Below are 23860 nucleotides of genomic sequence, written 5' to 3'. Positions count from 1 at the left end.
CAGACCGAAGGAGACACGAGCGTGATCCGCGCCGCCGTCCTGCCCGCCGTCGGCTCTCCGCTGGAGATCACCGGTATCGAACTGCCCCAGCCCGGCCCCGGCCAGGTCCGGGTCCGCCTCGCCGCCGCCGGGGTCTGCCACTCCGACCTGTCGCTGTCCAACGGCACCATGCGCGTACCCGTCCCCGCGGTCCTCGGCCACGAGGGCGCGGGCACGGTCGTCTCCGTCGGCGAGGGCGTCACACACGTCTCCGTCGGCGACGGCGTCGTCCTCAACTGGGCGCCGTCCTGCGGCGCCTGCCACCCCTGCTCGCTCGGCGAGGTGTGGCTGTGCGCCAACGCCCTGACGGGCGCGGCCGCCGTGTATGCCCGCACCGAGGACGGCACCGAGCTCCACCCGGGGCTCAACGTCGCCGCCTTCGCCGAGGAGACCGTCGTCGCGGCCAACTGCGTGCTGCCCGTGCCCGACGGCGTGCCGCTCACCGAGGCCGCGCTGCTCGGCTGCGCCGTGCTCACCGGCTGGGGCGCGATCCACCACTCCGCCCGGGTGCGGCAGGGCGAGACGGTCGCCGTGTTCGGTGTCGGCGGCGTCGGCCTGGCCACCCTCCAGGCCGCCCGGATCGCCGGGGCGTCGACGATCGTCGCCGTCGACGTCTCGCCCGAGAAGGAGGCCCTGGCCCGGGCGGCCGGTGCCACCGACTACGTCGTCGCCTCCGACACCACCGCCAAGGACATAAGGAAGCTGACCGGCGGTCACGGCGCCGACGTGGCCGTCGAGTGCGTGGGCCGCGCCGCCACCATCCGTACTGCCTGGGACGCCACCCGGCGCGGAGGCCGCACCACGGTCGTCGGCATCGGCGGCAAGGACCAGCAGGTCACCTTCAACGCCCTGGAGATCTTCCACTGGGGCCGCACCCTGTCCGGCTGCGTCTACGGCAACTCCAACCCGGCCGAGGACCTGCCCGTGCTCGCCGAGCACATCCGCGCGGGCCGCCTCGACCTCGGCGCCATGGTCACCGAACACATCACCCTGGACGGCATCCCGGGCGCCTTCGACAACATGCTGGCGGGCAAGGGCGGCCGCGCGCTCGTCGTCTTCTAGTCCTGTGCGGGTGCGGGTGCGGGCCGGGAGACGGTCCGCGGCCGGGACCGCGACACCGCCACGCCCGCCAGGCACAGCGCGCCGCCGCCCAGCGTGAGCAGCCCCGGCAGCTCGCCCAGGAACAGCCAGGCCATCAGCACCACCAGGGCGGGCACGGCGTACGTCGTCGCGCCCATCCGCCCGGCGGTCGTGCGGGCCAGGGCGTAGGCCCAGGTGGTGAAGGCGAGGGCGGTCGGGAACACGCCGAGGTAGACCATGTTCAGGGTCGCCGACAGCGGGGCCCGGCCCACCTCGTCGACGAGCTGCCCGGCGAACGGCAGACAGGCCACCGCGCCGACCAGGCACCCGAAAGTCGTCACCTGCAGCGCGCTGCCGTGCGCGAGCGCCGGCTTCTGGGCGACGACCCCGCCCGCGTACGCCATCGCCGCCAGCAGGCACAGCACCACGCCCAGGACGGACGCGTGCCCGCCGCCCGAGCCGCCCGACATCGACAGCCCGACGGCGACCGCGCCCGCGAAGGACACCCCCATGCCGGCGAGCAGCCGCGGCGGCAGCGTCTCGCCGAGCACCCGGGCGCCGAGCAGCGCGATCAGGATCGGGCCGATGTTCACGACCATCGCGGCCGTGCCCGCGTCGACCTCCTGCTCGCCCCAGTTGAGCACCACCATGTACGCCCCGAACCACAGCAGCCCGGACACCGCGATGCCGGGCCAGGCGGCCCGCGGCGGCAGCCCCTCCCGCCGGACCAGGAGCACGGCCCCGAGCACGAGCGCGCCGGCGAGCAGCCGGCCGAGGGCGAGGGCGCCGGGGGAGTAGGCGGCGCCGGCGCTGCGGATGGCGACGAAGGCGGAGGCCCACAGGACGACGGTGACACCGGCGGCGGCCAGCGCGAGACGGGAGGTGCGGGCCGGCGCGGCCGGTGACCCGGGCGAGGAAGATGTGTTCGGCATGGGAGGACCGTAGGGCGTCGACCCTTCGGTCTTCACCGCAATATCTCCGGCGCGATGCCGAGCGCCGCCTCCAGCGCCCGCTCCCCGGCCGCGGTCACCTTCACCGCCCGCTCGGACCCGATCCGTACGCACCACCCTGCGTCCATCGCGTGCCGGCACAGCGCAGCGCCCGCGAGGCCCGCCAGGTGCGGCTTGCGTTCGGTCCAGTCCAGACAGCCGCGCGCGACCGGCCGCCGCCCCTTGCCGCCGGCGGCGGGCGCGAGCGGGATGCCGAGGTCCGCGAACCAGGCGAGGCCGTCGTCGGTGAGCGCGAACCCGGTGTCCTGGCGCAGCAGTCCGCGCTCCGTCAGCGCCTCGGTGACGGCGATGCCGAGCCGCCCGGCGAGATGGTCGTAGCAGGTCCGTCCGCGCGCCATCGCCTGCCCGGCGCTCGCCGCCCGCAGACTGCGCGGTGGGTCGGGCACGGCGGGCGCGGAGCGGGCGGCCAGGTCCTCGACGAGGTGCGCGACGCCGGGGTCGGCGAGGCGCACGTACCGGTGCCGGCCCTGCCGTTCCTCCGCGAGGATCCCGCCCGCGACCAGTTTGCCCAGGTGCTCGCTGGCGGTCGACGCGGCCACGCCGGCCTGCCGGGCCAGCTCCCCGGCCGTCCAGGCACGCCCGTCGAGCAGGACGAGCAGGAAGGCGGCGCGGGTCTCGTCGGCGAAGAGTGCGGCGAGGGAGGCGAGGTCTTTGGGAGCCATGGCCTCAGGATGCCGCGGTCACGCTTCGGCGGCCGCCGAAATGTCGGCCGAAGTGCCGGCCGAAGTGTGGGCCGCGGTGTCGGGCGAAGTATCGGTCGCGGTACCGGCCGCGGTGCCGGTCGCGGTGTGGGCCGCGGGCTCCGCCCCCGTCCCCGTCCCCGTGTCGTACTGCGTCTGCAGGCCGTCGAGCAGTGCCCGCAGCCCCGTCGTGAACGCCCCCTCGTCGACCTTCTCGCGCCGCTTCGCGAGCAGGTGGGCCTGGCCCAGGTGGGGGTAGTCGGCCGGGTCGTAGGCGGTCTCGTCGTCGACGAAGCCGCGGGCGAAGGAGCCGAGCGCGGAGCCGGTGACGAAGTAGCGCATGAGCGCGCCGATGTACGTGGCCTGGGCCGGCGGCCAGCCCGCGCGGACCATCGCGCCGAAGACGGCGTCGGCGACCTTCAGGCCGGCCGGTCGGCGGCCGGGTCCCTGGGCGAGCAGCGGGACCAGGTGCGGGTGGTCGGCGAGCGCGGCGCGGTAGGAGACCGCCCAGTCGTGCAGGGCCGTGCGCCAGTCGCGGGGGTCCTCGGCCGCGAACATCGACAGATCGACCTGGGCGCTGACCGCGTCCGCGACGGCGTCCAGGATCTCGTCCTTGGTGCGGAAGTGGTTGTAGAGCGAGGGGCCGCTGACCCCGAGCTCGGCGGCGAGGCGCCGGGTGGAGAGCGCGTCGAGGCCCTCGGCGTCCACGAGCGCGCCCGCCGTCTCGACGATCAGGTCACGGCTGAGGAGGGGCTTGCGCGGTCGGGCCATGGCGCACATAGTAGGCGCGGGCAATAAAACTAGCAGTGGTAATTAAACCGCGACGCGGACGACGGGAAGGGCGGCGCGATGAATCTGGAGCTCAGCGAGGAGCAGGAGGCGGTCCGGCGGCTCGCCGAGGACTTCGTCGCCCGCGAGATCACCCCGCACGTCGTCGCGTGGGACCGCGCCGAGAACGTCGACCGCGCGATCGTGAAGAAGCTCGGCGCCGTCGGCTTCCTCGGCCTCACGATTCCCGAGGAGTACGGCGGCTCGGGCGGCGACCACCTCTCGTACTGCCTGGTCACCGAGGAGCTCGGCCGCGGCGACTCCTCGGTCCGCGGCATCGTCTCCGTCTCCCTCGGCCTGGTCGCCAAGACCATCGCCGCCTGGGGCGGCGAGGAGCAGAAGCGCCAGTGGCTGCCCCGGCTCACCGCGGGCGACGCGCTGGGCTGCTTCGGCCTCACCGAGCCGGGCACCGGCTCCGACGCCGGGAACCTCACCACCCGCGCGGTCCACGACGCCGCCACCGGCACGTACGTGATCGACGGCGGCAAGATGTTCATCACCAACGGCACCTGGGCCGACGTCGTGCTGCTCTTCGCGCGCACCAACGACACCCCCGGCCACAAGGGCGTCTCCGCCTTCCTCGTCCCCGCCGACACCCCCGGCCTCACCCGCCGCACCATCCACGGCAAGCTCGGCCTGCGTGGCCAGGCCACCGCCGAACTGGTCCTCGACGGCGTCCGCGTCCCCGAGAGCGCCCTGCTCGGCCCCGAGGGCAAGGGCTTCGCCGTCGCCATGTCCGCGCTCGCCAAGGGCCGGATGTCGGTCGCCGCCGGCTGCGTCGGCATCGCCCAGGCGGCCCTCGACGCGGCGGTGCGGTACGCGGGGGAGCGCGAGCAGTTCGGCAAGCCCATCGCCTCGTACCAGCTGGTCCAGGAGCTGATCAGCGACATCGCGGTCGACGTGGACGCGGCCCGGCTGCTCACCTGGCGGGTCGCCGATCTGATCGACCGCGGCGAGGAGTTCGCCACGGCCGCGTCGAAGGCCAAGCTGTACGCCTCCGAGGCCGCCGTCCGCGCGGCGAACAACGCCCTCCAGGTCTTCGGCGGCTACGGCTACATCGACGAGTACCCGGTCGGCAAGCTGCTGCGAGACGCCCGCGTGATGACGCTCTACGAGGGCACCAGCCAGATCCAGAAGCTCATCATCGGGCGGGCGCTGACGGGCGTGTCGGCGTTCTGATCCGCGGTGTGGCGAGGTGAGGCGGTGGGGGGCGCGGCGGTTCGGGGCGCGGCGTTCCCGGCGAGGCGTTCCGGCGCGGTGTTCTGAGTACCCCCGCCCGCGCGCCGCTGAGTATCCGGGCGGATGCGGCGGGGGCCACATCCGCCCGATGCTTTCCCGCATGAGCGAATATCCGGTCAAGCCGCAGCCCAAGCAGCAGAACACCGCCGCCTACTACATGCAGGCCGTCATCTCCTTCGGCCTCGCCCTCCTGGCCGTGACCGTGGGGATCTACCGGCTGGAGGCCAGCGCCTGGGTCCGCGGGTTCCTCGCCGTCGCGGTCCTCTACCTCACGACCTCCGCCTTCACCCTCGCCAAGGTCGTCCGGGACCGCCAGGAGCAGCTCTGATCCCTCGAACCCTAAGCGCTTGCTCACCGTCGTTGTATGGTGTTCGTCCTTGGAGGACCGAGAAGGAGAGTGCGATGAGCGCGGCGGAGGAGACGCCCGGCGGCGAGCAGGACATGCCCTGGGGCGAGGTCACGCCCGAGGCCGCCCGACGCCTGCTGGTCGCGGCCGTCGAGGCGTTCGCCGAGCGCGGCTACCACGCCACCACGACCCGGGACATCGCGGGCCGGGCCGGGATGAGCCCGGCCGCGCTCTACATCCACTACAAGACCAAGGAAGAGCTGCTCCACCGGATCAGCCGGATCGGCCATGACAAGGCCCTGGAGATCCTGCGCGCCGCCGCCGACGCCCCCGGCACCGCCGCCGAGCGGCTCGCCGACGCCGTGCGCTCCTTCGTCCGCTGGCACGCCGAGCGGCACACCACCGCCCGGGTGGTGCAGTACGAGCTCGACGCCCTCGGTCCCGAGCACCGCGCCGAGATCGTGGCGCTGCGCCGGGAGTCGGACGCCACCGTGCGGCGGATCATCGACGAGGGCGTGGCGGCCGGGGAGTTCGACGTGCCGGACGCGGCCGGCACCACGGTCGCCGTGCTCTCGCTCTGCATCGACGTCTCGCGCTGGTTCAACACCCAGGGCCGGCGCACGGCCGACGAGGTCGGCGCGCTCTACGCCGACCTCGTGCTGCGGATGGTCGGGGTGCGGACCCCGCTCGACCCGGACAGGCCCTAGGGCCCGTCCGGCGGATCATGGCCGGGGCCGCGACGCCTGGCACGGCGCCTGGCCGCGTTGCCGAAATGCCTGAATAGCTCCGCTATCAAGGCACTCCGGCGCCTTGCCATGCACCGCACCAGACGCCGCGGCCTGTCCGACCCTGATCCGCCGGACCGGCCCTAGCCCAGGGCCCGTCCGGATCCGGTTCAGAAGTAGTAGCGGGAGACCGACTCCGCGACGCACACCGGCTTGTCGCCGCCCTCGCGCTCCACGGTCACCGTCGCCGTCACCTGCACCCCGCCGCCGGCCTCCGTCACCTCGGTGAGCACGGCGGTGGCGCGCAGCCGCGAGCCGACCGGCACCGGGGCGGGGAAACGGACCTTGTTGGTGCCGTAGTTGAGGCCCATCCGCATGCCTTCGACGCGCATGATCTGCGGCACCAGGGTGGGCAGCAGCGACAGGGTCAGATAGCCGTGGGCGATGGTCTTCCCGAACGGGCCGCTCGCGGCGCGCTCCGGGTCGACGTGGATCCACTGGTGGTCTCCCGTGGCGTCGGCGAACTGGTCGATCCGCTTCTGCTCGATCTCCAGCCAGTCGCTGTGGCCCAGTTGCTCGCCGACCCCGGCGCGCAGTTCCTCGGCGGAGGTGAAGATCCTCGGCTCGGCCATGTTCCGCTCCCTCTCGTACGACCAGATCTAAGCAACTGCTTAGCATGTTGTGGGGGTGGGTGGGCTCCTGTCAACGGACTAGGCTCGCCGGTGTGGCCCAGATTCCCGAGAAGGTCCTCGAACTCACCGTCGGCCAGCTGTCCGCGCGCAGCGGGGCGGCCGTCTCGGCGCTGCACTTCTACGAGGCCAAGGGGCTGATCAGCAGCCGCCGCACCAGCGGCAACCAGCGCCGCTACGGCCGTGACACCCTGCGCCGCGTCGCCTTCATCCGCGCCGCCCAGCGCGTGGGCATCCCGCTCGCCACCGTCCGCGACGCACTCGGCCGGCTGCCCGAGGAACGCACTCCGACGCGCGAGGACTGGGCGCGGCTCTCCGGGGCCTGGCGGGCCGAACTGGACGAGCGGATCAAGCAGCTCGGCCGGCTGCGGGACCATCTGACCGACTGCATCGGCTGCGGCTGTCTGTCCCTGGAGACCTGCGTGCTCTCCAACCCCGGCGACGTGTTCGGCGAGCGGCTCACCGGCTCCCAGCTGCTGCCGGAGCGGAAAGAGGCATAAAGCGAGCGGGAACCCGCCACCCCCGTGGGCGGGCCCCCGCTCGGTCCGTGTGGCCGTGCCGGCCGGCGTCACTCGTACTCGGTGCCGCCCTTGCGGGTCAGATACGCCGGGCTGACCGCCTTCGCGATCGCCCGCCCGCCGGTGACCGGGCTGTACCGCTCGGCCACCGGACGGATCACGACCCCCTCGCGCAGGTGCAGCTCACGGCCGGAGACCGTCTCCCGGCCGCTCGCGAGCGCGAGGACGGTGTCCACGTCGTACGGGCCGGTGTACAGGCGCGGTACGAGGGGCAGTTCGCCGGGCTCCAGGACCTCGGACGGGTCCAGCCAGCGCACCTGCCCGTCGATCTCGGCGGCCACGTCGAAGAGCGCGTAGCCGACCTGGCCCTCGGCGCGGGCGTTCGCCCCGTACGCCAGGTCCTGTACCCCGTCCCCGAACACCTCGCCGAACAGGCCGACGCGCGTGGCGCCCAGCCGCTCGGCGAGCCGGGCGGCGACGGCGGGCAGACGGTGGTCGCGCACGGCGCGCCAGTACAGGTTGCGCGCGTCCTCCACGAGGGCCAGCCCCTTCGCGCCGAAGCCCTTCGAGGAGACGACCGTCCGCCGCTCCCCGGCGAGATACGTCACGAGGCAGGCCGTGCCGTGCAGCTTCTCGGTCAGGACGACGGGCTCGCCGGGCGCGAAGACGTCCGGGAAGCGGTGCAGGTTCTCGATCTCCACCCAGGGCAGCAGATCGGGCGCCGCCTCCACGTCCCCGCTCATCGTCGGCGGGACGGGCGGCGCCCACTTGCCGATGCCGAGGAGCTCCGCGAAGTCCGTCCGGTCCTCGGCCGCCTGCTTCAGGTCGACGCCGTCGAGCGCCCGCGGCCGGCACACGAGCCCCTGCGACAACTCGCCGCGCAGCCGTACCGCCTTGACCCGGTCACCCGCCTTGCCGGCCAGTCGCCCGGTCAGCCCCAGCTCGTCGACGAGCGCGGCGGGCAGCACCGCCTGTTCCGGAATGTAGAGCGCCACGTCACCGGTCCGGTACTGGCCCTTCGCGACGACCGCCCGGTACAGGCCGACCTGCGCGAGCTCCAGCGCGTCGGCGTCGGGATGGTCATGGACGGTCAGGGTCTCGGCGGTGACGCGCAGCGTCGACATGATTCAGTGCTCCGGATGCTCGGTGGGTTTCGGTGACGTGGTCATCGCCGCCCACTCTGCCGGGCGCACCCGCCGTCCGGCGACCGGATTTTCCGGCTGCCGGCCCTCCCGGATCCGTGGGCCCGCGTCCCCCGTCGGCCCGCGTCCCCCGTCGGCCGGGCTCCGCGGTGTCAGGCCACCGACGCGAGCCGGGGCGTCCCCTCGCCGCGCGTGCGGGCCAGCGCCCGGGGCGTCAGCACCGCCCGCGGTATCAGCACACCGCAGTCCGCGCACACGGGCCCGAACCACGGCTCGTCCCGCAGCTCCGCCCGCCACTCGATCCGCTGTCCCGCGCACACCGGACAGTCCTCGCCCGGCCCTTGCCGCAGCGCGGCCACGAGCCGCCCCACCACCTCGGGCAGCGGCGCCGAGGGGTGGTGTCCCGGATCGTCGCACCGGGCCACCCCGTTGCCGCCCCAGATCCGCCGGTGCCACTCGTCCAGCGCCCCCGGCCGGCGCAGCCCGCCCTGTTTCTCCCGCCTGCGCCGCTCGGCGAACTCCCGCTCGTACGCGAGCCACACGGCCCGCGCCGCCTCCAGCTCCTCCAGCGCCGCCACGAGCCGCCGCGGATCCGCCTCCCGGTCCTCCGGTCCGAACCCGTGCCGCCGGCACAGGTGGTCCCAGGTCGCCCGATGCCCGTAGGGCGCGAACCGTTCCAGGCACTTGCGCAGCGAATAACGTCTGAGCGCCGTGTCGCTCCCTGGATCGCGCACCTGTCTCGCGAGACTCCGGAACCCGGCCATCGGCTGCCACCTCCGTCGCTTGTCCTTCGGCGATATGGGATGGACGAACGAGCGGCGCTCCGTGTTCCATCGAAATGCCCATGGCGCGCGTCCGGCGGAATCGCCGCAGGCCGGTGCGGGGGAGCGCGAAGGTGTGCGGAGGGCGCGGAAGTCCGCGCGCCGCGCCCTCGGGTGACCCTCGCCGCGCGCGGCGGTCCTCGGCGGTCCTCGGCGGTCTTCGGCGGTCTTCGGCGCCCGCACGGCCCTCAGGCGAAGCGGCCCGCCCGTGCCACCACGGCCGCCAGCTGCTCGTGGCAGATGTCGCTGTGCTCCGACACCACCTCGGCCGCGTCCACGCTCACGCAGCCCGAGACCGGCAGGCCGTCGCGGAGCGCGGCGGCGAGGGTGCGGGCGGCGGTGCCCGGAACGGCCTGGATGCCGTCGTGGCCGATGGCCTGCCAGCGCGGGTCGTCCTCGCCGAGCAGGGACTCGTCGTCGCGCGAGACGCGGGAGGCGAGGGGGTAGAAGACGCGCAGGGCGGTGTCGTGGCGGGAGTAGCAGGCGACGACGGGGCCGTCGACGCGGGACTGGAGGCCGGGGAGGGAGCCCGGGCGGTCGGGGGAGTGCGGCAGGCGGGTGGCGAAGGCGTAGTGGGAGAAGGCGCCCTGGAGGAAGGTCACCGACTTCACGGTGCGGGTGCCGGCCGGAAGGGCGGGCAGGGCGTGCGCGACGAGACGGGCGCCGAAGCTGTGGCCGACGAGGTGCACGCGCAACGCCGGTGCCAGGGAGCCGAGTTCGCCGAGCAACGGGCCGAGGCCCCGTTCGCCGACGACGCCCGCGCGGCGCTTCATGATGAAGTACGTGGTCTGCCGCAGCGCCTCCTTCGCGCCCTTCCACAGCCGCTTCAGCGGATCGCCGCCGAACAGCGCCTCCGCGCCGGCCTCGCCCGCCGCCCCCTCGACGGCGTCCGCGAACACGCCGTACACCAGCCGCGGGTCCGAGGCCAGGAACCCCGGCACCTCGGTCGAGCGGGTGCCGTCGGCCACGACCGCCAACTCCCGCAGCAGGCCCGCGAACTCCGCGAACGCCACCTCGTCCGCCGGCTCGGCCTCCGCCATCGCCGCGAGCCGGGCCACCACCGGCGCCCGCTCCGGGACCGCCGCGGCCAGCGCCGGGTAGTCCGGTACGCGCTCGTCGCTGAACATGATCGACGGCCAGACCAGCCCCGCGTACCCCAGCCGCGCCGCCGGGCCCGCCACCCGCGGGAACGGCGCGAAGAAGGCGTCGAAGAGCCCGGTGGCCATGGACGGCGTGTTGTTCCAGCCGTGTGTGAAGAGCACCAGGTCCGTGCAGCCCTGCCGGGCCAGCGCCGCGAGCGCGGCCGCCTGCCCCGCCGGCCCGTCGCCGTCCTTGTCGAAGACGATCTCGCGGTACGGCTCGACACTCGTCACCGTCATGGCCCCGTCCCTCCGCGCGCTGCCGGGAGATTCGGGGGCATTCTTCCCGCGCGGAGGGACCGTCAGTCGTCGGGCGGGGGCCGTCAGCCGGACGGCTGCCGCAGGTGCGCCGGTGAGATCTCCGGGAAGTGCACGACCGCGTCGAACGACGCGCCGAGCCGCACCTGCGCCACATCGCCCGGCCAGGGGTACGTGGTGCCGATCGTCCGCGTCGGCCGCGCCACGTCCAGCCATCTGCGCGCCGCCGGCACGGCCGTGCGCGCGTCGAGCAGGAACGGCCGGCCCGCGAACCGGTCCGCGACCCGGTCCAGGACGTGGGCGTTGCTGTCCGGGCCGAGCGGCCCGACGGTGAAGACCCGCACCGGCTCCCCGGCCACCCGTGAGTCGTGCGCGTTGAACGAGCCGCGCCCGAAGCTCGCGCCGATCGTCACGTAGTCCTTGCCGAGGGCGTCGCGCAGGAAGGCGCCCTGGGTGCGCGGGTACTGCTCGGGCTCGGTGGTCTCGTAGCCGACGTGCCCGTTGTGCGCGGACAGCAGGATGCGGTCGCCGGTGTGCCGCTGCCACCACACGGTGTTCTCGGCCATGATCCGGTCGCGGTAGAGCATCGCCCCGGCCAGGCCCTGCGGAGTGCCGAAGTCGTACCCGTACTCCGCGCCGACCTGTGCGATGGCCCGTGCGTGCTGCACCGCCCACGTGTACGCCTCGCGCGCCGCGCGGTCCTTACCGGCAGGCCGCTGCCGTTCGAGCAGGGCCAGCGCCTCGTTCACCTCGGACGCACGCGCCGTGCGCTCGGCGAGCGGCGCGCCGATGTGCGCGGTGATCCAGGCGCCGACGTCGTCACCGCTCGGCCGCGAGGACGCGTACAGCGCGCGGAAGCGGGGGAGCAGCTCCGGGCGGGTCCGGGCGACATAGCCGGTGACCCGGTCGAAGAGCTCGGGGCCCGCGTAGCCGAGGTCGTTGCCCATGAAACGGACCGGGTGGTCCGGGTGGCGCAGGTTGTGCTGCCGCATCCAGGTGAACAGGTCGAGGTACTCGTCGTTGTTCCAGAAGGCGTACGACTCCTGGAACTGGTCCCGCATGATCGTGCGGATGTCGCCCTTGCCGTCCCGCACGTAGGCGTCGACGAGCAGGCCCGTGCTCCACGGGGCCTCCAGCGCGAAGGTGGTGAACCCCCGCCGCTCCACCAGCTCCTCGAACATCCGGTGCTTGGCCCGCAGGAACTCGGCGGAGCCGTGCGTGGCCTCGCCCACGCCGACCACCTTCGCCGAGCCGACGATCCGCTCCAGGGCGCGGCCGTCGGTCAGCGGGCGGGCGGTCGCGGCGAGGTCACGGGCCGGGTCGGGGACCGGGGGAGCGCCGGCGGCGGGCGTGCGGGCCACGGCGGCGGACGGCGCCAGCAGGCCCACGCACAGCGCGGCCAGCACGGCGGCGAGCGGGCCGCGGCGATGTCGTAAGCGAAGATCCATGACTCCAGCCTCGCCCCGGCCGCCGCCCGGGACCATCCGGGATGCCCCCGGACCCACCCGGGGGCTGACCCCCGCGGTCCCGTAGGGGGAGGGCGGGCCTCGCCCGGGGTCGCCCGGTCCCGGAGGGGTCCTCCCGGCCCGCCGGCGGTACAGCGGTACTCCTCCCGGCCCGCCGGCGGCACGGCGGGTCCTCCTCTCAGCCGGCTAGCGGTAGAGCAGGTACTCCTCGCGCACCGCGCGGAACGCCGCCAGGTCCGCCTCCCAGGCCCCGGTGACCTCGTCCACGTCCGCGCCCGCGTCGATCATGGTGCGCACCCGCGCCGACCCCGTCAGCTTGTCGATCCACTGGTCCGCCCGCCACGCGAAGCCGCTCCAGCTCCGCCGCGCGGTCACGAGCAGCGCGATGCCGGTCCGCACCGGGTCGAAGACCTCGCGGTCGTGCACCATCAGCTGCACCCCGCCCACCGTCCTGCCCTGGAACTTCGAGAAGGTCGGCGCGAAGTACGCCTCGCGGAAGCGCACGCCCGGCAGGCCGAGCGCGTTCACCGCCTCCGCCCACCGGCCGTCGACGCCCTCCGCGCCGAGCAGCTCGAACGGCCGGGTGGTGCCGCGGCCCTCGGAGAGGTTGGTGCCCTCGAACAGGCAGGTGCCGGAGTACACGAGCGCGGTGTCGGGCGTCGGCATGTTGGGGCTCGGCGGCACCCACGGCAGCCCGGTCGTGTCGAAGAAGCCGGCGCGCCGCCAGCCGGTCACCGCCACCGTCTCCAGCGCCACGGGCCGGGTCAGGAACTCCCCCGCGAAGAGCCGGGCCAGCTCGGCGACCGTCATCCCGTGCGCCTGCGCGATCGGCTCGCGGCCCACGAAGGTCGCGTACGCCCGGTCGAGCACCGGCCCGAGGGCCGCGCGCCCGGTCACCGGGTTCGGCCGGTCGAGGACCACGAAGCGCTTCCCGGCGAGCGCGGCCGCGGCCATGCAGTCGTACAGGGTCCAGATGTACGTGTAGAAGCGGGCGCCCACGTCCTGGATGTCGAAGACGACCGTGTCGACCCCGGAGGCCGTGAACACGTCCGCGAGCGGCTGACCGCTCTTCAGGTACGTGTCGTAGACCGGCAGTCCGGTCGCCGGGTCGTCGTAGCGGCCCTCCGAGCCGCCCGCCTGCGCCGTGCCCCGGAAGCCGTGCTCGGGGCCGAAGACGGCGACGAGGTCCACCCGTTCGTCGGCGTGCATGACGTCCACGATGTGCCGGGCCTCGGCGGTGATGCCGGTCGGGTTGGTGACGACGCCGACGCGCGCGCCGTCGAGCAGCGCGTACCCGTCGGCGGCGAGCCGGTCGAAGCCGGTACGGACCTGGTGGCCCGGGGCGCGGCCGTTCGCCCGGCCGGGCGGCGCGTCGGCGGCCGCCGGTCCGGCGCCGGCCGCGGCCGCCGCGAGGGCCCCGCCGCCCGCGGCCAGGAGCCCGCGTCTGGAAAGGCCGGTCGGGCCAGTCAGGCGGGTCAGGCCGGTCGGCTCTGACGGCTCTGACGGCTCTGACGGCTCTGACGGGTCTGACGGGTCTGACGGGTCTGACGGGTCTGACGGGTCTGAGGGGTCTGAGGGGTCTGACGGGCCGGACAGGTTCGACACACGCACGAGGAGACCTCCTTGATCGCCTTCCCTGACATGGCCACGCACGCTAGCGCCGGACCGGCCCGCGCGGAACGAGGCGTACCGGCCGACGTCTTCCCCGTCTCCATACCGACCGGTTAGTCTGCGCGCACGGTCGCGGCAGTCGCTACGGAGAGGTGTGGACGGGATGAGCACGGTGCAGGGCGCGGGAGTCGTCGTCACGGGCGCGGCGGGCGGCATCGGCGCCGCCCTGGCCCGCCGCTTCGCGGCCGAGGGGGCCCGCGTCGTCGTCAACGACCTCGACCCCGGACGCACCAAGGCCCTCGCCGAGGAGATCGGCGCCCTCGCCGTCCCCGGAGACGCCTCCGCCGTCGTGGCCGAGGCCCGCGAGGCCCTCGGGGGCGGCATCGACGTCTGGTGCGCCAACGCCGGACTCGCCTCGCCCGGCGACGCCTTCGCCGACGAGGACGTGTGGGCCGCCGCCTGGGACGTCAACGTCATGGCCCACGTCCGGGCCGCCCGCGCGCTGCTCCCCGACTGGCTGGAGCGCGGCAGCGGCCGCTTCGTCTCCACCGTCTCGGCCGCCGGACTGCTCACCATGGTCGGCGCCGCCCCGTACAGCGTCTCCAAGCACGGCGCGTACGCCTTCGCCGAATGGCTCTCGCTCACCTACCGCCACCGCGGCCTCAAGGTCCACGCCATCTGCCCCCAGGGCGTCCGCACGGACATGCTCACGGCCGCCGGATCGGCCGGCGAACTCGTCCTCGCCCCCACCGCCATCGCGCCCGAGGCCGTCGCCGACGCCCTCTTCGACGCCATCGCCGCCGACCGCTTCCTGGTCCTGCCGCACCCCGAGGTCGCCGACTACTACCGGGCCCGGGCCACCGACCCCGAGCGGTGGCTCGGCAGCATGAACCACATCCAGCGCACCTGGGAAGAAAGGACGGGCGCATGACCGAAGCCGACCGGAACTCCGGACGCACGGCGGCCGGTACGGGGTCGATCTACGCCGCCAGGCCGTGGCTCGGGCGGCTCACCGCGGCCCAGCGGGCGCCCATCGACCCGCCGCCGACCGTCCTGCACGCCTTCCGGGCCGCCGCCGCCCGCACCCCCGACCACCCGGCGCTCGCCTACTTCGACGCCCGGATCGCCTACCGCGAGCTCGACGCGCTGTCCGACTCGGTCGCCGGACACCTCGCGGCCCGGGGCGTCGGGCGCGGCGACCGGGTCGCGGTCATGCTGCAGAACAGCCCGCACTTCGTGCTCGCGCTGCTCGGCGCCTGGAAGGCGGGCGCCGTCGTCGTCCCGATCAACCCGATGTACAAGTCCGCCGAGGTCGGCCACGCCCTGCGCGACTCCGGCGCCCGCGCGGTCGTCTGCTCGGACCGCGCCTGGGCCGGCCACGTCCGCGCCACCGCCGCCGAGGCCGGCGTGTCCGTCGCCCTCACCGCCGACGAGCGCCAGCTCCAGACCCGGGACGACGCCCGGGTCCTCGGCTTCGAGGCGGTGCCCGCCGGCTCCGGACGCGCCGGCGCCGACGACCTCCTCGCCGTCGCCCGCGCCGGGCACCCGGCCCCCGAAGGCCGTACTCCCGGCACCGACGACATCGCGCTGATCAGCTACACCTCCGGCACCAGCGGCACCCCCAAGGGCGCCCTCAACCTCCACCGCGGCATCGTCCACAACGCCGAACGCCAGCGCGCCGGCCACCCCGTGCCGCCCGGCGCCGTCTACTTCGCGCTCGCCCCGCTCTTCCACATCACCGGACTCGTCTGCGAACTCGGCGCCTGCTTCGCCAACCGCGGCACACTCGCGCTCGCCTACCGCTTCGAGCCCGGCGTCGTCCTCGACGCCTTCCTGGAGCACCGGCCCGCCTACACCGTCGGCCCCTCCACCGCCTACATGGCGCTCGCCGCCCACCCGGCCGCCACGCCCGACCACTTCGCCTCCTTCCTGGTGATGTCGTCCGGCGGCGCGCCCGTGCCGCCCGCGCTCGTCGAGAAGTTCCGCGCCGGCTTCGGCCCCTACCTGCGCAACGGCTACGGCCTCACCGAGTGCACCGCGCCCTGCGCCTCCGTACCGCCCGAGCACGAGGCACCCGTCGACCCGGCCTCCGGCACCCTCTCCGTCGGCGTGCCCGGCCCCGACACCGTCGTCCGGATCCTCGACGACACCGGCGCCGAGGTCCCGTTCGGCACGCCCGGCGAGATCGCCGTCCGCGGCCCGCAGGTCGTCCCCGGCTACTGGCGGCTGCCCGAGGCCACGGCCGCCGCCTTCCCCGACGGGGAACTGCGCACCGGCGACATCGGCTTCATGGACGAGGACGGCTGGCTGTACGTCGTCGACCGCAAGAAGGACATGATCAACGCGTCCGGCTTCAAGGTCTGGCCGCGTGAGGTCGAGGACGTGCTCTACACCCATCCCGCCGTCCGCGAGGCCGCCGTCGTCGGCGTCCCCGACGCCTACCGCGGCGAGACCGTCCGGGCGTACGTGAGCCTGCGCCCGGGCGCCGGGGCGGACCCCGCCGAGCTGTCCGCGTACTGCGCGGCGCGGCTCGCCGCGTACAAGTACCCGCGCGAGGTCGAGATCCTGCCGGAGCTCCCGAAGACGACAAGTGGGAAGATCCTCAGGCGGGAACTGCGTTCCCGGCAATGACCGAAAACAGGCGTCACCCGGCCCCACGAGCGACGCACGCATGAACGAAAGGCGGAACGGCATGGCCAGGACGACGGACGGGAGCGCGCTGCCCGTCCCCCAGAGGCTCCTCGCCGCCGCCACCCGGCTCTTCGCCGAGCAGGGCTACGACCGCACCTCCGTCCAGGAGATCGTGGAGGCGGCGGGCGTCACCAAGGGCGCCCTCTACCACTACTTCGGCTCCAAGGAGGACCTGCTCCAGGAGGTCTACGCGCGCGTGCTGCGGCTCCAGCAGGAGCGGCTCGACGCCTTCGCCGAGGCCGACGCGCCGGTGGAGGCGCGGCTGCGGGACGCGGCCGCCGACGTGGTCGTCACCACCATCGAGAACCTCGACGACGCCTCGATCTTCTTCCGCTCCATGCACCACCTCAGCCCGGAGAAGAACCAGCAGGTGCGGGCCGAGCGGCGGCGCTACCACGAGCGCTTCCGCGCCCTGATCGAGGAGGGGCAGCGGGCCGGGGTGTTCTCCGACAGCACCCCCGCCGACCTGGTGGTCGACTACCACTTCGGCTCCGTCCACCACCTGTCCACCTGGTACCGCCCCGACGGCCCGCTCACCCCGCAGCAGGTCGCCGACCACCTGGCCGACCTGCTGCTGCGGGCCCTGCGCCCGTAGTGAGCGCGCCCGCGGGACCGTGGGGGCTCGCCCGTACGGGGGAGGCGGACGGTACCGCGGACTGACGTCCGGGGCGGGGTACGGCGGCGAGGATCGACGCGTTGATCATCCCCCGCCCCGAACGGAGCCCCGCCGTGTCCAAGCACCTCCTGCGTGCCGCCGCCGCCCTCGCCCTCGTCGCCGCCGTGGCGACCCCGGTCGCGGCGGCCCCCGCACCGGAGCCGGTGCCGCACCCCGCGCCGGTGACGGCGTCGGTCACCCAGGCCACCACCTCCGCCCTCAAGGGCGAGGCGCGGCTCGGCTACGACGTGAAGACGGAGACCGTACGCGTCAGCGTCGACGCCCACGCCGGCTTTGAGCGCGGCTCGATCCCCACCCGCTCCTGGGGCACCTTCCGCATCTCGCACGTCATCGACGGCCGGGACTACTGGGGCGACTTCGAGGTCGACTGCCTCCGCACCGGTGGCCCCACCGCCACCGTGACCGGCCGGCTCGTCCGCACCAGCCCGGGCCACCCGTGGCAGACGGCCCTGGAGCCGCACACCCGCATGGGCCTCAGCTTCTTCGTCCCCGGCAACCACGCCAACGGCCCGGCCCGGGTCGGCCTCTCCGGCGCGACCCTCAAGGGCGAGCCGCTCCTGACGAGGTGCATGGCCCCGGCAGCGGACATGCCGGTCACCGAGGGCGGCTACGCCCTCAGTGACCGGCACGCCTGATCCCGTACGGGGTACCTACAGGTACTTCTTCAGCTCCCGGCGGGCCAGCGAGCGCTGGTGCACTTCGTCCGGCCCGTCCGCGAGCCGCAGCGTCCGTGCCGCCGCCCACAGTTCGGCGAGCGGCGTGTCCTGCGAGACGCCGCCGGCGCCGTGCAGCTGCACCGCCCGGTCGATGATGTCGACGACCGCGCGCGGGGTGGCGATCTTGATCGCCTGGATCTCGGTGTGGGCGCCCCGGTTGCCGACCGTGTCCATCAGCCAGGCCGTCTTGAGGACGAGCAGCCGCAGCTGCTCGATCGTCACGCGGGCGTCCGCGATCCAGTTCTGCACGACGCCCTGCTGGGCGAGCGCCTTGCCGAAGGCGGTACGGGACACCGCGCGCCGGCACATCAGCTCCACCGCCCGCTCGGCCATGCCGATCAGCCGCATGCAGTGGTGGATGCGGCCGGGGCCGAGGCGGGCCTGGGCGATGGCGAAGCCGCCGCCCTCCTCGCCGATCAGGTTCGCCGCCGGCACGCGGACGTCGTCGAACACCACCTCGGCGTGGCCGCCGTGGTAGTGGTCCTCGTACCCGTACACCTTCATCGCGCGCCGCACCTCGACGCCGGGGGTGTCGCGGGGGACCAGGACCATCGACTGCTGGCGGCGCGGGTCCGGCCCGTCCGGGTCGGTCTTGCCCATGACGATGAGGATCCTGCAGTCGGGGTGCAGGGCCCCGGAGATGTACCATTTGCGGCCGTCGACGACGTACGAGTCGCCGTCCCGGCGGATCCGGGTCTCGATGTTCGTCGCGTCGGACGAGGCCACCTCGGGCTCGGTCATCGCGAACGCCGACCGGATCTCGCCGGTCAGCAGCGGCTCCAGCCACTGCTTGCGCTGCGCCTCGTCGGCGAACTGGGCGAGCAGCTCCATGTTCCCGGTGTCCGGGGCGGCGCAGTTGAGGGCGGTGGGCGCGAGCTGCGGGCTGCGGCCGGTGATCTCGGCGAGCGGCGCGTACTGGAGGTTGGTGAGCCCGGCCCCGTACTCCTCGTCGGGCAGGCTGTGCTGGTCTACGAAGAACAGGTTCCACAGGCCCTGGCGGCGCGCCTCGGCCTTCAGCTCCTCGACGACCGGCGGCACGTCCCACGGCGAGGCGAGCGCCGCGCGCTGCTCCTCGGCGACGGCCTCGGCGGGGTAGACGTGCTCGTCCATGAAGGCGAGGAGCTTCGCCCGCAGTTCCTCCGTGCGGGCGTCGAACGTGAAGTCCATGGCGGGTCAGCCCTTCTGCAGCGTGGTCAGGCCGTGCTCGATGAAGACGGGGACGAGCTCGCCGATGCGGTCGAAGCCGGCGCCGACGGTCTGGCCGAGGGTGTAGCGGTAGTGGATGCCCTCCAGGATCACGGCGAGCTTGAACCAGGCGAAGGCCGTGTACCAGGAGAGGGCGCCCGTGTCGCGGCCGGAGCGGGCCGCGTAGCGCTCGACCAGCTCGGTGACGGCCGGGTGGCCGGCGGCGGAGGCGGTCGTGGAGATGGGGGAGTCCGGCAGGTCGAGCGGCGTGCTGTACATGACGAGCAGGCCGAGGTCGGTGAGCGGGTCGCCGAGCGTGGACATCTCCCAGTCGAGCACGGCGCTGATCCGGTCGTCCGCGCCGATGAGGACGTTGTCGAGCCGGTAGTCGCCGTGGACGACGGTGGGTGCCGGGGAGGCGGGCAGGCCGCGGCCGAGGGCGGCGTGCAGCTCGTCGATGCCGGCCAGCTCGCGGCCCCGGGAGGCGGCGAGCTGCTTGCCCCAGCGGCGCAGCTGCCGGTCGAGGAAGCCCTCGGGCCGGCCGAAGTCGCCGAGCCCGGCGGCGGCCGGGTCCACGGCGTGCAGGTCGACCAGGGTGTCGACGAGGCCGAGGACGGCGGCGCGGGTGCGCTCGGGGCCGAGCGGGGCGAGTTCGGCGGCGGAGCGGTACGGGGTGCCGTCGACGAAGTCCATGACGTAGAACGGCGCTCCGAGCACCGACTCGTCCTCGCAGAGCACGACCGTCTCCGGGACGGGCACGGCGGTGGCGTGCAGGGCGCTGATCACCCGGTGCTCGCGCCTCATGTCGTGCGCGGTGGCCAGCACATGGCCGAGCGGCGGACGGCGCACGACCCAGCGGCCGGTGCCGTCGCTCACCGCGTACGTGAGGTTCGAGCGGCCGCCCTCGATCAGCCGGGCCTCCAGGGGGCCGGCGACCAGGCCGGGGCGCTCGCGGTCGAGGAAGCGGCGCAGCTGCTCCGGGTCGAGACCGGGAACGGGGCCTGGGGGCGGTGCGGAACTCATGCGGGTCGTACCTCCGGGTCGGCGTCCCGCACATCATGACCGACCAGTCGGTATGGAGTCCAGGGGGAGCTCCGGGCGGCCCCGCCCACCGGGGCATCCGGAGCTCCCCGCGACGCGTCAGGCGTGGCAGGCGACCGGCTTCCCGCCGTTCATCGCGGCCATGTCCATGAAGACGGTCATCGGATCGAGCGGGTGCCCCTCCGGCAGCCCCTCCAGCTCCGCGTACGCGCGGTGCAGGTTGGCGACGAGCCGCTCGCTCTCCGCCCAGGCCGCGAACTCGCCGAGCTCCGCCCGCCGCGCCGTCTCCAGCGGCGAGTCGCCCCTGGTCCGGCCCTCGGTCGCGAGCTCCCGGACGAACAGCAGATAGCGCTCGGTCGCGTCGTACGCGGACGGGTCGGTGATCCGGCCGTGGCCCGGCACCACCGTGCTCGCGTCCAGCGAGCGCAGCAGGTCGAGCGCCCGCAGCGAGCCGGCCAGCGAGCCCATCGGCACGAACGGCGTGCCGCCGTTGAAGATCAGGTCGCCGGTGAACACGATGCCCTGCCCGGGCAGGTGCACGATCGAGTCGCCCACCGTGTGCGCCGTGCCCGGGTGGATCACCCGCACCTCGGTCTCGCCGACGTACAGCGTCAGCCGGTCGCGGTACGTGAGGTGCGGCGGCTCGATCTCGACGTGCCCCCAGTCGGTCTGCGGCCACAGCAGGTGCAGCTGCCGCCCGGCGGCCAGCTGCTCGGAACGGCACAGCTCGTGCCCGACGATCCGGGCCTCCGGCAGGAACACCCCGTTGCCGTAGGTGTGGTCGCCGTGGTGATGCGTGGTGACGATGGTGCGCGGCAGCGCGCACCCCGCGTCGAGCACGGCCGCGCGCAGCAGCCGGGCCCGGCGCTCGGTGGCGGCGGTGTCGACGAGCAGGGTCTCGCCGCCGGGCCGGCCGTCGCCGACGAAGCCGGCGTTGTTGAGGCACCAGCCGCCGTCGGGCTGGACGAAGGCGTGGACGTTCGGCGCGAGCGCGACGACGTAGGGCTCGGTGGTGGACGGATCGATCGCGGACAAAGGGTTCCCCCGGACGATGAGAGCAGCTGGGTCTCCAACTGGACAGCCGAAGAGTGCCAGTTGCCCCAGGTCAGAGGGAAGCCGGAGCCCCGGGGTCCGGATGCCGGGAGGCTCAGAGCACCACGGCCACCGCGAAGCCCGCGAACGCGATCGTGCAGGCCGCCGCGAGCAGCGCCCGCCGGTGCGACAGCTGCGGCGGCCGGGCCGCGCCGAGCGACTGGATCCGGCCGTGCGCCACCGCCAGGAAGCCGATCCAGACCAGCGCCGACAGGCACGCCGCCACCAGGCCGGACGCCGTCACGCCGCCGTGGATCGCCTGCTTGCCGGCGAGCACCGCGCACACCGTGGCCGACAGCGTCGTCCGCCGCCAGGCGAGCCGGGTCCGCTCCGGCTGGAGCCCCGGATCGCGGGCGTCCGCCCCGTCGGCCGTGCCGGTCCGCGGCGAGGTCACCGCCCGGCCCAGCCGAACACCACGACCACCACCATCGCGAGCGCGACCACCGCGACCGCGAGGCTCAGCACGGTCGGGAAGCGCGACACCGGCAGGTCCTCGCCGCGCCGCATCGCCCGCTCGCAGCGGACCCAGTGGTTCACGGCGCGCAGCGCGCACAGCACACCCGCGCCGAGCAGCGCGAGCGCGAGCCCGACCCGCACCCCCCAGCGCAGGTCCGGCAGGAACTGGTCGACGGCGAAACCGCCGCCGATCAGGGCGAGCGCGGTCCGGATCCAGGCGAGGAAGGTGCGTTCGTTGGCCAGGGAGAAGCGGTAGTCGGGGGTCTCGCCCTCCTCCCGCAGCCGCCGCGGCGCGAACCACAGCCGCAGGCTCTGTACGAAGTCGCTCACCGGGGCACCCTACTCGCCGCGGTGCGCGCGCAGCCGCTCGTACGCGGCCAGGCCGTCCGGCACCCACCGCCACTCGGCGAGCCGCCGCTCCAGCTCCGCCTCCGTCAGGAAGGCGTGCCACGCCACCTCCTCGGCCTGCGGATGGACGGGCAGGTCGCAGCGCACCTCGTACACGGCTGACCACCACTTGCCGGCCACGCCCCCGGAGTCGTACAGGAACCGGAACAGCGGCACCGGCCGGGGGAGTCCGGACACGCCCAGCTCCTCCTCGGCCTCGCGCAGCGCGCAGTCGTCGTAGGACTCGCCGGCGCCGACGACCCCGCCGACGAACATGTCGTGGAGGGAGGGGTAGACCAGCTTGGTCGGGGTGCGGCGGTGCACGAAGACGCGCCCCTGGCCGTCCCGTACCCGGACGAAGGTGCAGCGGTGGATCAGGCCCCGCGCGTACACCTCGCCGCGCGGGGCCCGCCCCACCACCCGGTCGTTCTCGTCGACGACGTCGATCAGCTCATCGGCAGCGCTCATACGCCCATGATCCGCCGGACGGACCGCAGGGGTACAGAGGGCTCACTGCCCCATGACGTACTTGACCGTCGGGCCGGTGGTCCAGCCGCCGTCCACCGCCAGCTCGGCGCCCGTCACGTACGAGGCCGCGTCCGAGAGCAGGAACACGACCGCGCCGCCGATCTCGTGCGCCTCGCCGACCCGGCCCATGGGCGTGTTCGGGTACTTGCCCTCGCCCTTCTCGATGCCGACGGCGGCGGTCATCGGGGTGTACGTCATGCCCGGGTGGACCGAGTTGACGCGGATCCCGGCGGTGCCGAGCTCGACCGCGCCGATCTTCGTCAGACCGCGCACGCCCCACTTCGAGGCACCGTAGCCGGCGGTCAGCGCGAGGCCCATCAGGCCCGCGGCGGAGGAGATGTTGACGATGGAGCCGCCGCCGGCCTCCTTCATGGCCGGTATCGCGGCCTTCATGCCGATGAAGACGCCGGTCAGGTTGATGTCGAGGACCTTGCGGAAGTGCTCGACCGACTCGCTCTCCAGGAAGGCGCCGGTGGAGATGCCGGCGTTGTTCACCAGGCCGTGCAGCGCGCCGAACTCGGCGACGGCGTACGCGACGGCCGCCGCCCACTCCTCCTCGGAGGTCACGTCGTGGTGGAGGAAGCGCGCGCGCTCGCCGAGCCCGGCCGCGGTGGCCTTGCCGTCCTCGTCCAGTACGTCGGTGATCACGACGTTGGCGCCGGCGGCCACGGCCTGCCGGGCGGCCTCGGCACCCAGGCCGCGGGCGCCGCCGGTGACGAGGACGGTCTTGCCGGTGAGGTCGTTCATGGAAGGTTCCTTCAAAGGTCGGGGGAGGGATCGGGGGCGGGGACGCTCCGGGGCTGTGCGGCCCGGAGAAGCGCGGTGGTCGTCTCGACCAGGTCGGCGAGGAAGAGCGGCTCGTCCGTCAGCGGCTCGGCGCCGTCGAGGTACTGCCGGGCGCGGTCCGCCATCGCCGCGCCCACGACGGTCAGGGCCAGGTCGAGGCGCTCCAGGAGCAGCGGCTCCGGCAGCCCGTCGGCGGCCAGCCGGCCGGCGGTGCGCTCGATCAGGCGCCAGTAGCGGGTGCCGGCGAGCGTGGGGTGCGGGGTGCGGGTGCGGATCCCGCTCTCGTGGCTGAGCTGCGCGGAGATCCGCAGACAGCGGCGGCCCCGGTCGGTGGCCAGCTCGCTCGCCTCGGCGCCGACGAGGGCCGCGATCAGCTCGTGGAGGCCGCCGCCGGCCTGCTCCGCCGCGTCGAGCAGCGGGGCGAGCACCTGTTCCGTGCGGGCCTGGCGGCCGGCCATCACCGCGTCGAGCAGTCCGGCGCGGGAGCCGAAGTGGTACTGCACGGCCGAGGGATTGCCCTGGCCGGCGAGGGCGACGATGTCGCGGAGCTGGGCGCCGTCGACGCCCTTGGTCGCGAAGACCTCCTCGGCCGCGCGGATCAGTTTGTCCCGGGTCTCGGGCCCTGACGTCCTTGCCATGCCACCCATATTAATGCTCGGCATTAGAAAACGGGAGGGCACCCGGACCACCCGAACCGTTGACTCGATACAT

General features: G+C 74.1%; 25 protein-coding genes and 1 pseudogene. 9 read left to right on the top strand and 17 right to left on the bottom strand.

All coding sequences use genetic code 11. From position 1 onward, the window contains the following. Positions 1 to 21 precede the first annotated feature (21 nt). The gene (locus tag ACFYU9_RS27765; protein WP_389212543.1) at positions 22 to 1101 is read left to right on the top strand and encodes a Zn-dependent alcohol dehydrogenase; all 1080 of its coding nucleotides are present in this window, start codon (positions 22 to 24) and stop codon (positions 1099 to 1101) included. On the opposite strand, the gene ACFYU9_RS27760 is transcribed toward ACFYU9_RS27765, so the two are convergent. From ACFYU9_RS27760 to ACFYU9_RS27750, 3 genes are read right to left on the bottom strand one after another with little or no spacing between them, the layout of a single operon-like run. Beyond that, positions 1098 to 2051, bottom strand: coding sequence for a DMT family transporter (locus ACFYU9_RS27760; RefSeq protein WP_389346417.1), 954 nt, complete (start codon positions 2049 to 2051; stop codon positions 1098 to 1100). The two genes, ACFYU9_RS27765 and ACFYU9_RS27760, sit on opposite strands and share 4 nt — an antisense overlap. A 32-nt stretch (positions 2052 to 2083) precedes the next feature. Beyond that, the gene (locus ACFYU9_RS27755) at positions 2084 to 2791 is read right to left on the bottom strand and encodes an ArsR/SmtB family transcription factor (RefSeq protein WP_389346415.1); all 708 of its coding nucleotides are present in this window, start codon (positions 2789 to 2791) and stop codon (positions 2084 to 2086) included. Positions 2792 to 2809: 18 nt separating this feature from the next. Beyond that, entirely contained in the window at positions 2810 to 3580 is a 771-nt protein-coding gene (locus tag ACFYU9_RS27750; RefSeq protein ID WP_389346413.1) for a TetR/AcrR family transcriptional regulator, read from the bottom strand. A gap of 78 nt (positions 3581 to 3658) precedes the next feature. On the opposite strand from ACFYU9_RS27750, the gene ACFYU9_RS27745 reads away from it, so the two are divergent. From ACFYU9_RS27745 to ACFYU9_RS27735, 3 genes and pseudogenes are all read left to right on the top strand, one after another. Continuing rightward, positions 3659 to 4816, top strand: a complete 1158-nt coding sequence (locus ACFYU9_RS27745) for an acyl-CoA dehydrogenase family protein (protein WP_389346411.1) — start codon at positions 3659 to 3661, stop codon at positions 4814 to 4816. 160 nt (positions 4817 to 4976) lie between these two features. Then, positions 4977 to 5195: pseudogene (locus ACFYU9_RS27740) on the top strand (YiaA/YiaB family inner membrane protein); the annotation flags it as partial. A gap of 83 nt (positions 5196 to 5278) precedes the next feature. Next, on the top strand, positions 5279 to 5929 hold the full coding sequence (locus ACFYU9_RS27735) for a TetR/AcrR family transcriptional regulator (protein WP_389212552.1): 651 nt from the start codon (positions 5279 to 5281) through the stop codon (positions 5927 to 5929). 188 nt (positions 5930 to 6117) lie between these two features. Here the strand turns inward: ACFYU9_RS27735 and ACFYU9_RS27730 are convergent, their stop codons facing one another. After that, positions 6118 to 6579 carry a MaoC family dehydratase gene (locus tag ACFYU9_RS27730; RefSeq protein WP_389212553.1) on the bottom strand — a complete coding sequence of 154 codons (462 nt, stop codon included), beginning with the start codon at positions 6577 to 6579 and terminating at the stop codon, positions 6118 to 6120. Between the two features lie 92 nt (positions 6580 to 6671). Here ACFYU9_RS27730 and soxR point away from each other — a divergent pair, with 92 nt between their 5' ends. Beyond that, positions 6672 to 7136 (top strand): redox-sensitive transcriptional activator SoxR, encoded by a 465-nt coding sequence (gene soxR / locus ACFYU9_RS27725; protein ID WP_389212555.1) that lies wholly within the window; start codon positions 6672 to 6674, stop codon positions 7134 to 7136. 68 nt (positions 7137 to 7204) lie between these two features. On the opposite strand, the gene ACFYU9_RS27720 is transcribed toward soxR, so the two are convergent. The 5 genes from ACFYU9_RS27720 to ACFYU9_RS27700 form a co-directional block, all read right to left on the bottom strand. Then, complete coding sequence (locus ACFYU9_RS27720; protein ID WP_389346409.1) at positions 7205 to 8278, bottom strand: RNA ligase (ATP); 1074 nt, start codon at positions 8276 to 8278, stop codon at positions 7205 to 7207. Between the two features lie 170 nt (positions 8279 to 8448). After that, on the bottom strand, positions 8449 to 9060 hold the full coding sequence (locus tag ACFYU9_RS27715) for a hypothetical protein (protein ID WP_389346407.1): 612 nt from the start codon (positions 9058 to 9060) through the stop codon (positions 8449 to 8451). Positions 9061 to 9305: 245 nt separating this feature from the next. Beyond that, on the bottom strand, positions 9306 to 10496 hold the full coding sequence (locus ACFYU9_RS27710) for a serine-threonine protein kinase (protein WP_389346405.1): 1191 nt from the start codon (positions 10494 to 10496) through the stop codon (positions 9306 to 9308). A gap of 83 nt (positions 10497 to 10579) precedes the next feature. Continuing rightward, a complete protein-coding gene (locus ACFYU9_RS27705; RefSeq protein ID WP_389346403.1) occupies positions 10580 to 11962 on the bottom strand; it encodes an erythromycin esterase family protein in 1383 nt (460 codons plus the stop codon). A gap of 204 nt (positions 11963 to 12166) precedes the next feature. Continuing rightward, a complete protein-coding gene (locus ACFYU9_RS27700) occupies positions 12167 to 13450 on the bottom strand; it encodes an exo-beta-N-acetylmuramidase NamZ domain-containing protein (RefSeq protein ID WP_389346516.1) in 1284 nt (427 codons plus the stop codon). Between the two features lie 304 nt (positions 13451 to 13754). Between ACFYU9_RS27700 and ACFYU9_RS27695 the strand changes: the two genes are divergently transcribed. The 4 genes from ACFYU9_RS27695 (at position 13755) to ACFYU9_RS27680 (ending at position 17593) form a co-directional block, all read left to right on the top strand. Beyond that, positions 13755 to 14522 (top strand): SDR family oxidoreductase, encoded by a 768-nt coding sequence (locus ACFYU9_RS27695; protein WP_389212565.1) that lies wholly within the window; start codon positions 13755 to 13757, stop codon positions 14520 to 14522. After that, positions 14519 to 16222, top strand: a complete 1704-nt coding sequence (locus tag ACFYU9_RS27690; RefSeq protein WP_389212567.1) for an AMP-binding protein — start codon at positions 14519 to 14521, stop codon at positions 16220 to 16222. Before ACFYU9_RS27695 ends, ACFYU9_RS27690 begins: the two co-directional genes overlap by 4 nt. Before the next feature lie 61 nt (positions 16223 to 16283). Beyond that, positions 16284 to 16877: a TetR/AcrR family transcriptional regulator gene (locus ACFYU9_RS27685; protein WP_389212569.1), complete on the top strand. Its 594-nt coding sequence runs from the start codon at positions 16284 to 16286 to the stop codon at positions 16875 to 16877. Between the two features lie 134 nt (positions 16878 to 17011). Next, on the top strand, positions 17012 to 17593 hold the full coding sequence (locus ACFYU9_RS27680; RefSeq protein WP_389212571.1) for a hypothetical protein: 582 nt from the start codon (positions 17012 to 17014) through the stop codon (positions 17591 to 17593). A gap of 15 nt (positions 17594 to 17608) precedes the next feature. Here ACFYU9_RS27680 and ACFYU9_RS27675 read toward each other — a convergent pair whose 3' ends face one another. The 8 genes from ACFYU9_RS27675 to ACFYU9_RS27640 all read right to left on the bottom strand — a co-directional run bounded on the left by ACFYU9_RS27675 (position 17609) and on the right by ACFYU9_RS27640 (position 23787). Continuing rightward, the gene (locus ACFYU9_RS27675; protein WP_389346401.1) at positions 17609 to 18841 is read right to left on the bottom strand and encodes an acyl-CoA dehydrogenase family protein; all 1233 of its coding nucleotides are present in this window, start codon (positions 18839 to 18841) and stop codon (positions 17609 to 17611) included. A gap of 6 nt (positions 18842 to 18847) precedes the next feature. Then, positions 18848 to 19882 carry a phosphotransferase family protein gene (locus tag ACFYU9_RS27670; RefSeq protein ID WP_389212575.1) on the bottom strand — a complete coding sequence of 345 codons (1035 nt, stop codon included), beginning with the start codon at positions 19880 to 19882 and terminating at the stop codon, positions 18848 to 18850. A 117-nt stretch (positions 19883 to 19999) separates the two neighbouring features. Beyond that, the gene (locus ACFYU9_RS27665; RefSeq protein ID WP_389212577.1) at positions 20000 to 20935 is read right to left on the bottom strand and encodes an MBL fold metallo-hydrolase; all 936 of its coding nucleotides are present in this window, start codon (positions 20933 to 20935) and stop codon (positions 20000 to 20002) included. 112 nt (positions 20936 to 21047) lie between these two features. After that, complete coding sequence (locus ACFYU9_RS27660) at positions 21048 to 21386, bottom strand: DUF202 domain-containing protein (RefSeq protein ID WP_389346399.1); 339 nt, start codon at positions 21384 to 21386, stop codon at positions 21048 to 21050. After that, complete coding sequence (locus ACFYU9_RS27655; protein ID WP_389212580.1) at positions 21383 to 21778, bottom strand: YidH family protein; 396 nt, start codon at positions 21776 to 21778, stop codon at positions 21383 to 21385. The genes ACFYU9_RS27660 and ACFYU9_RS27655 overlap by 4 nt, the downstream gene beginning before the upstream one ends. A gap of 9 nt (positions 21779 to 21787) precedes the next feature. Continuing rightward, positions 21788 to 22303, bottom strand: a complete 516-nt coding sequence (locus tag ACFYU9_RS27650) for an NUDIX hydrolase (protein ID WP_389212582.1) — start codon at positions 22301 to 22303, stop codon at positions 21788 to 21790. A 42-nt stretch (positions 22304 to 22345) separates the two neighbouring features. Beyond that, entirely contained in the window at positions 22346 to 23110 is a 765-nt protein-coding gene (locus tag ACFYU9_RS27645) for a glucose 1-dehydrogenase (protein WP_389212584.1), read from the bottom strand. 11 nt (positions 23111 to 23121) lie between these two features. Then, a complete protein-coding gene (locus tag ACFYU9_RS27640; RefSeq protein ID WP_389346397.1) occupies positions 23122 to 23787 on the bottom strand; it encodes a TetR/AcrR family transcriptional regulator in 666 nt (221 codons plus the stop codon). Between the last annotated feature and the right edge of the window lie 73 nt (positions 23788 to 23860).

The organism is Streptomyces sp. NPDC004327 (assembly GCF_042873935.1).
Classification (GTDB): domain Bacteria; phylum Actinomycetota; class Actinomycetes; order Streptomycetales; family Streptomycetaceae; genus Streptomyces.
Note: the sequence above shows the minus strand (reverse complement) of the source record. Positions and strands in the feature narration are given on the sequence as shown.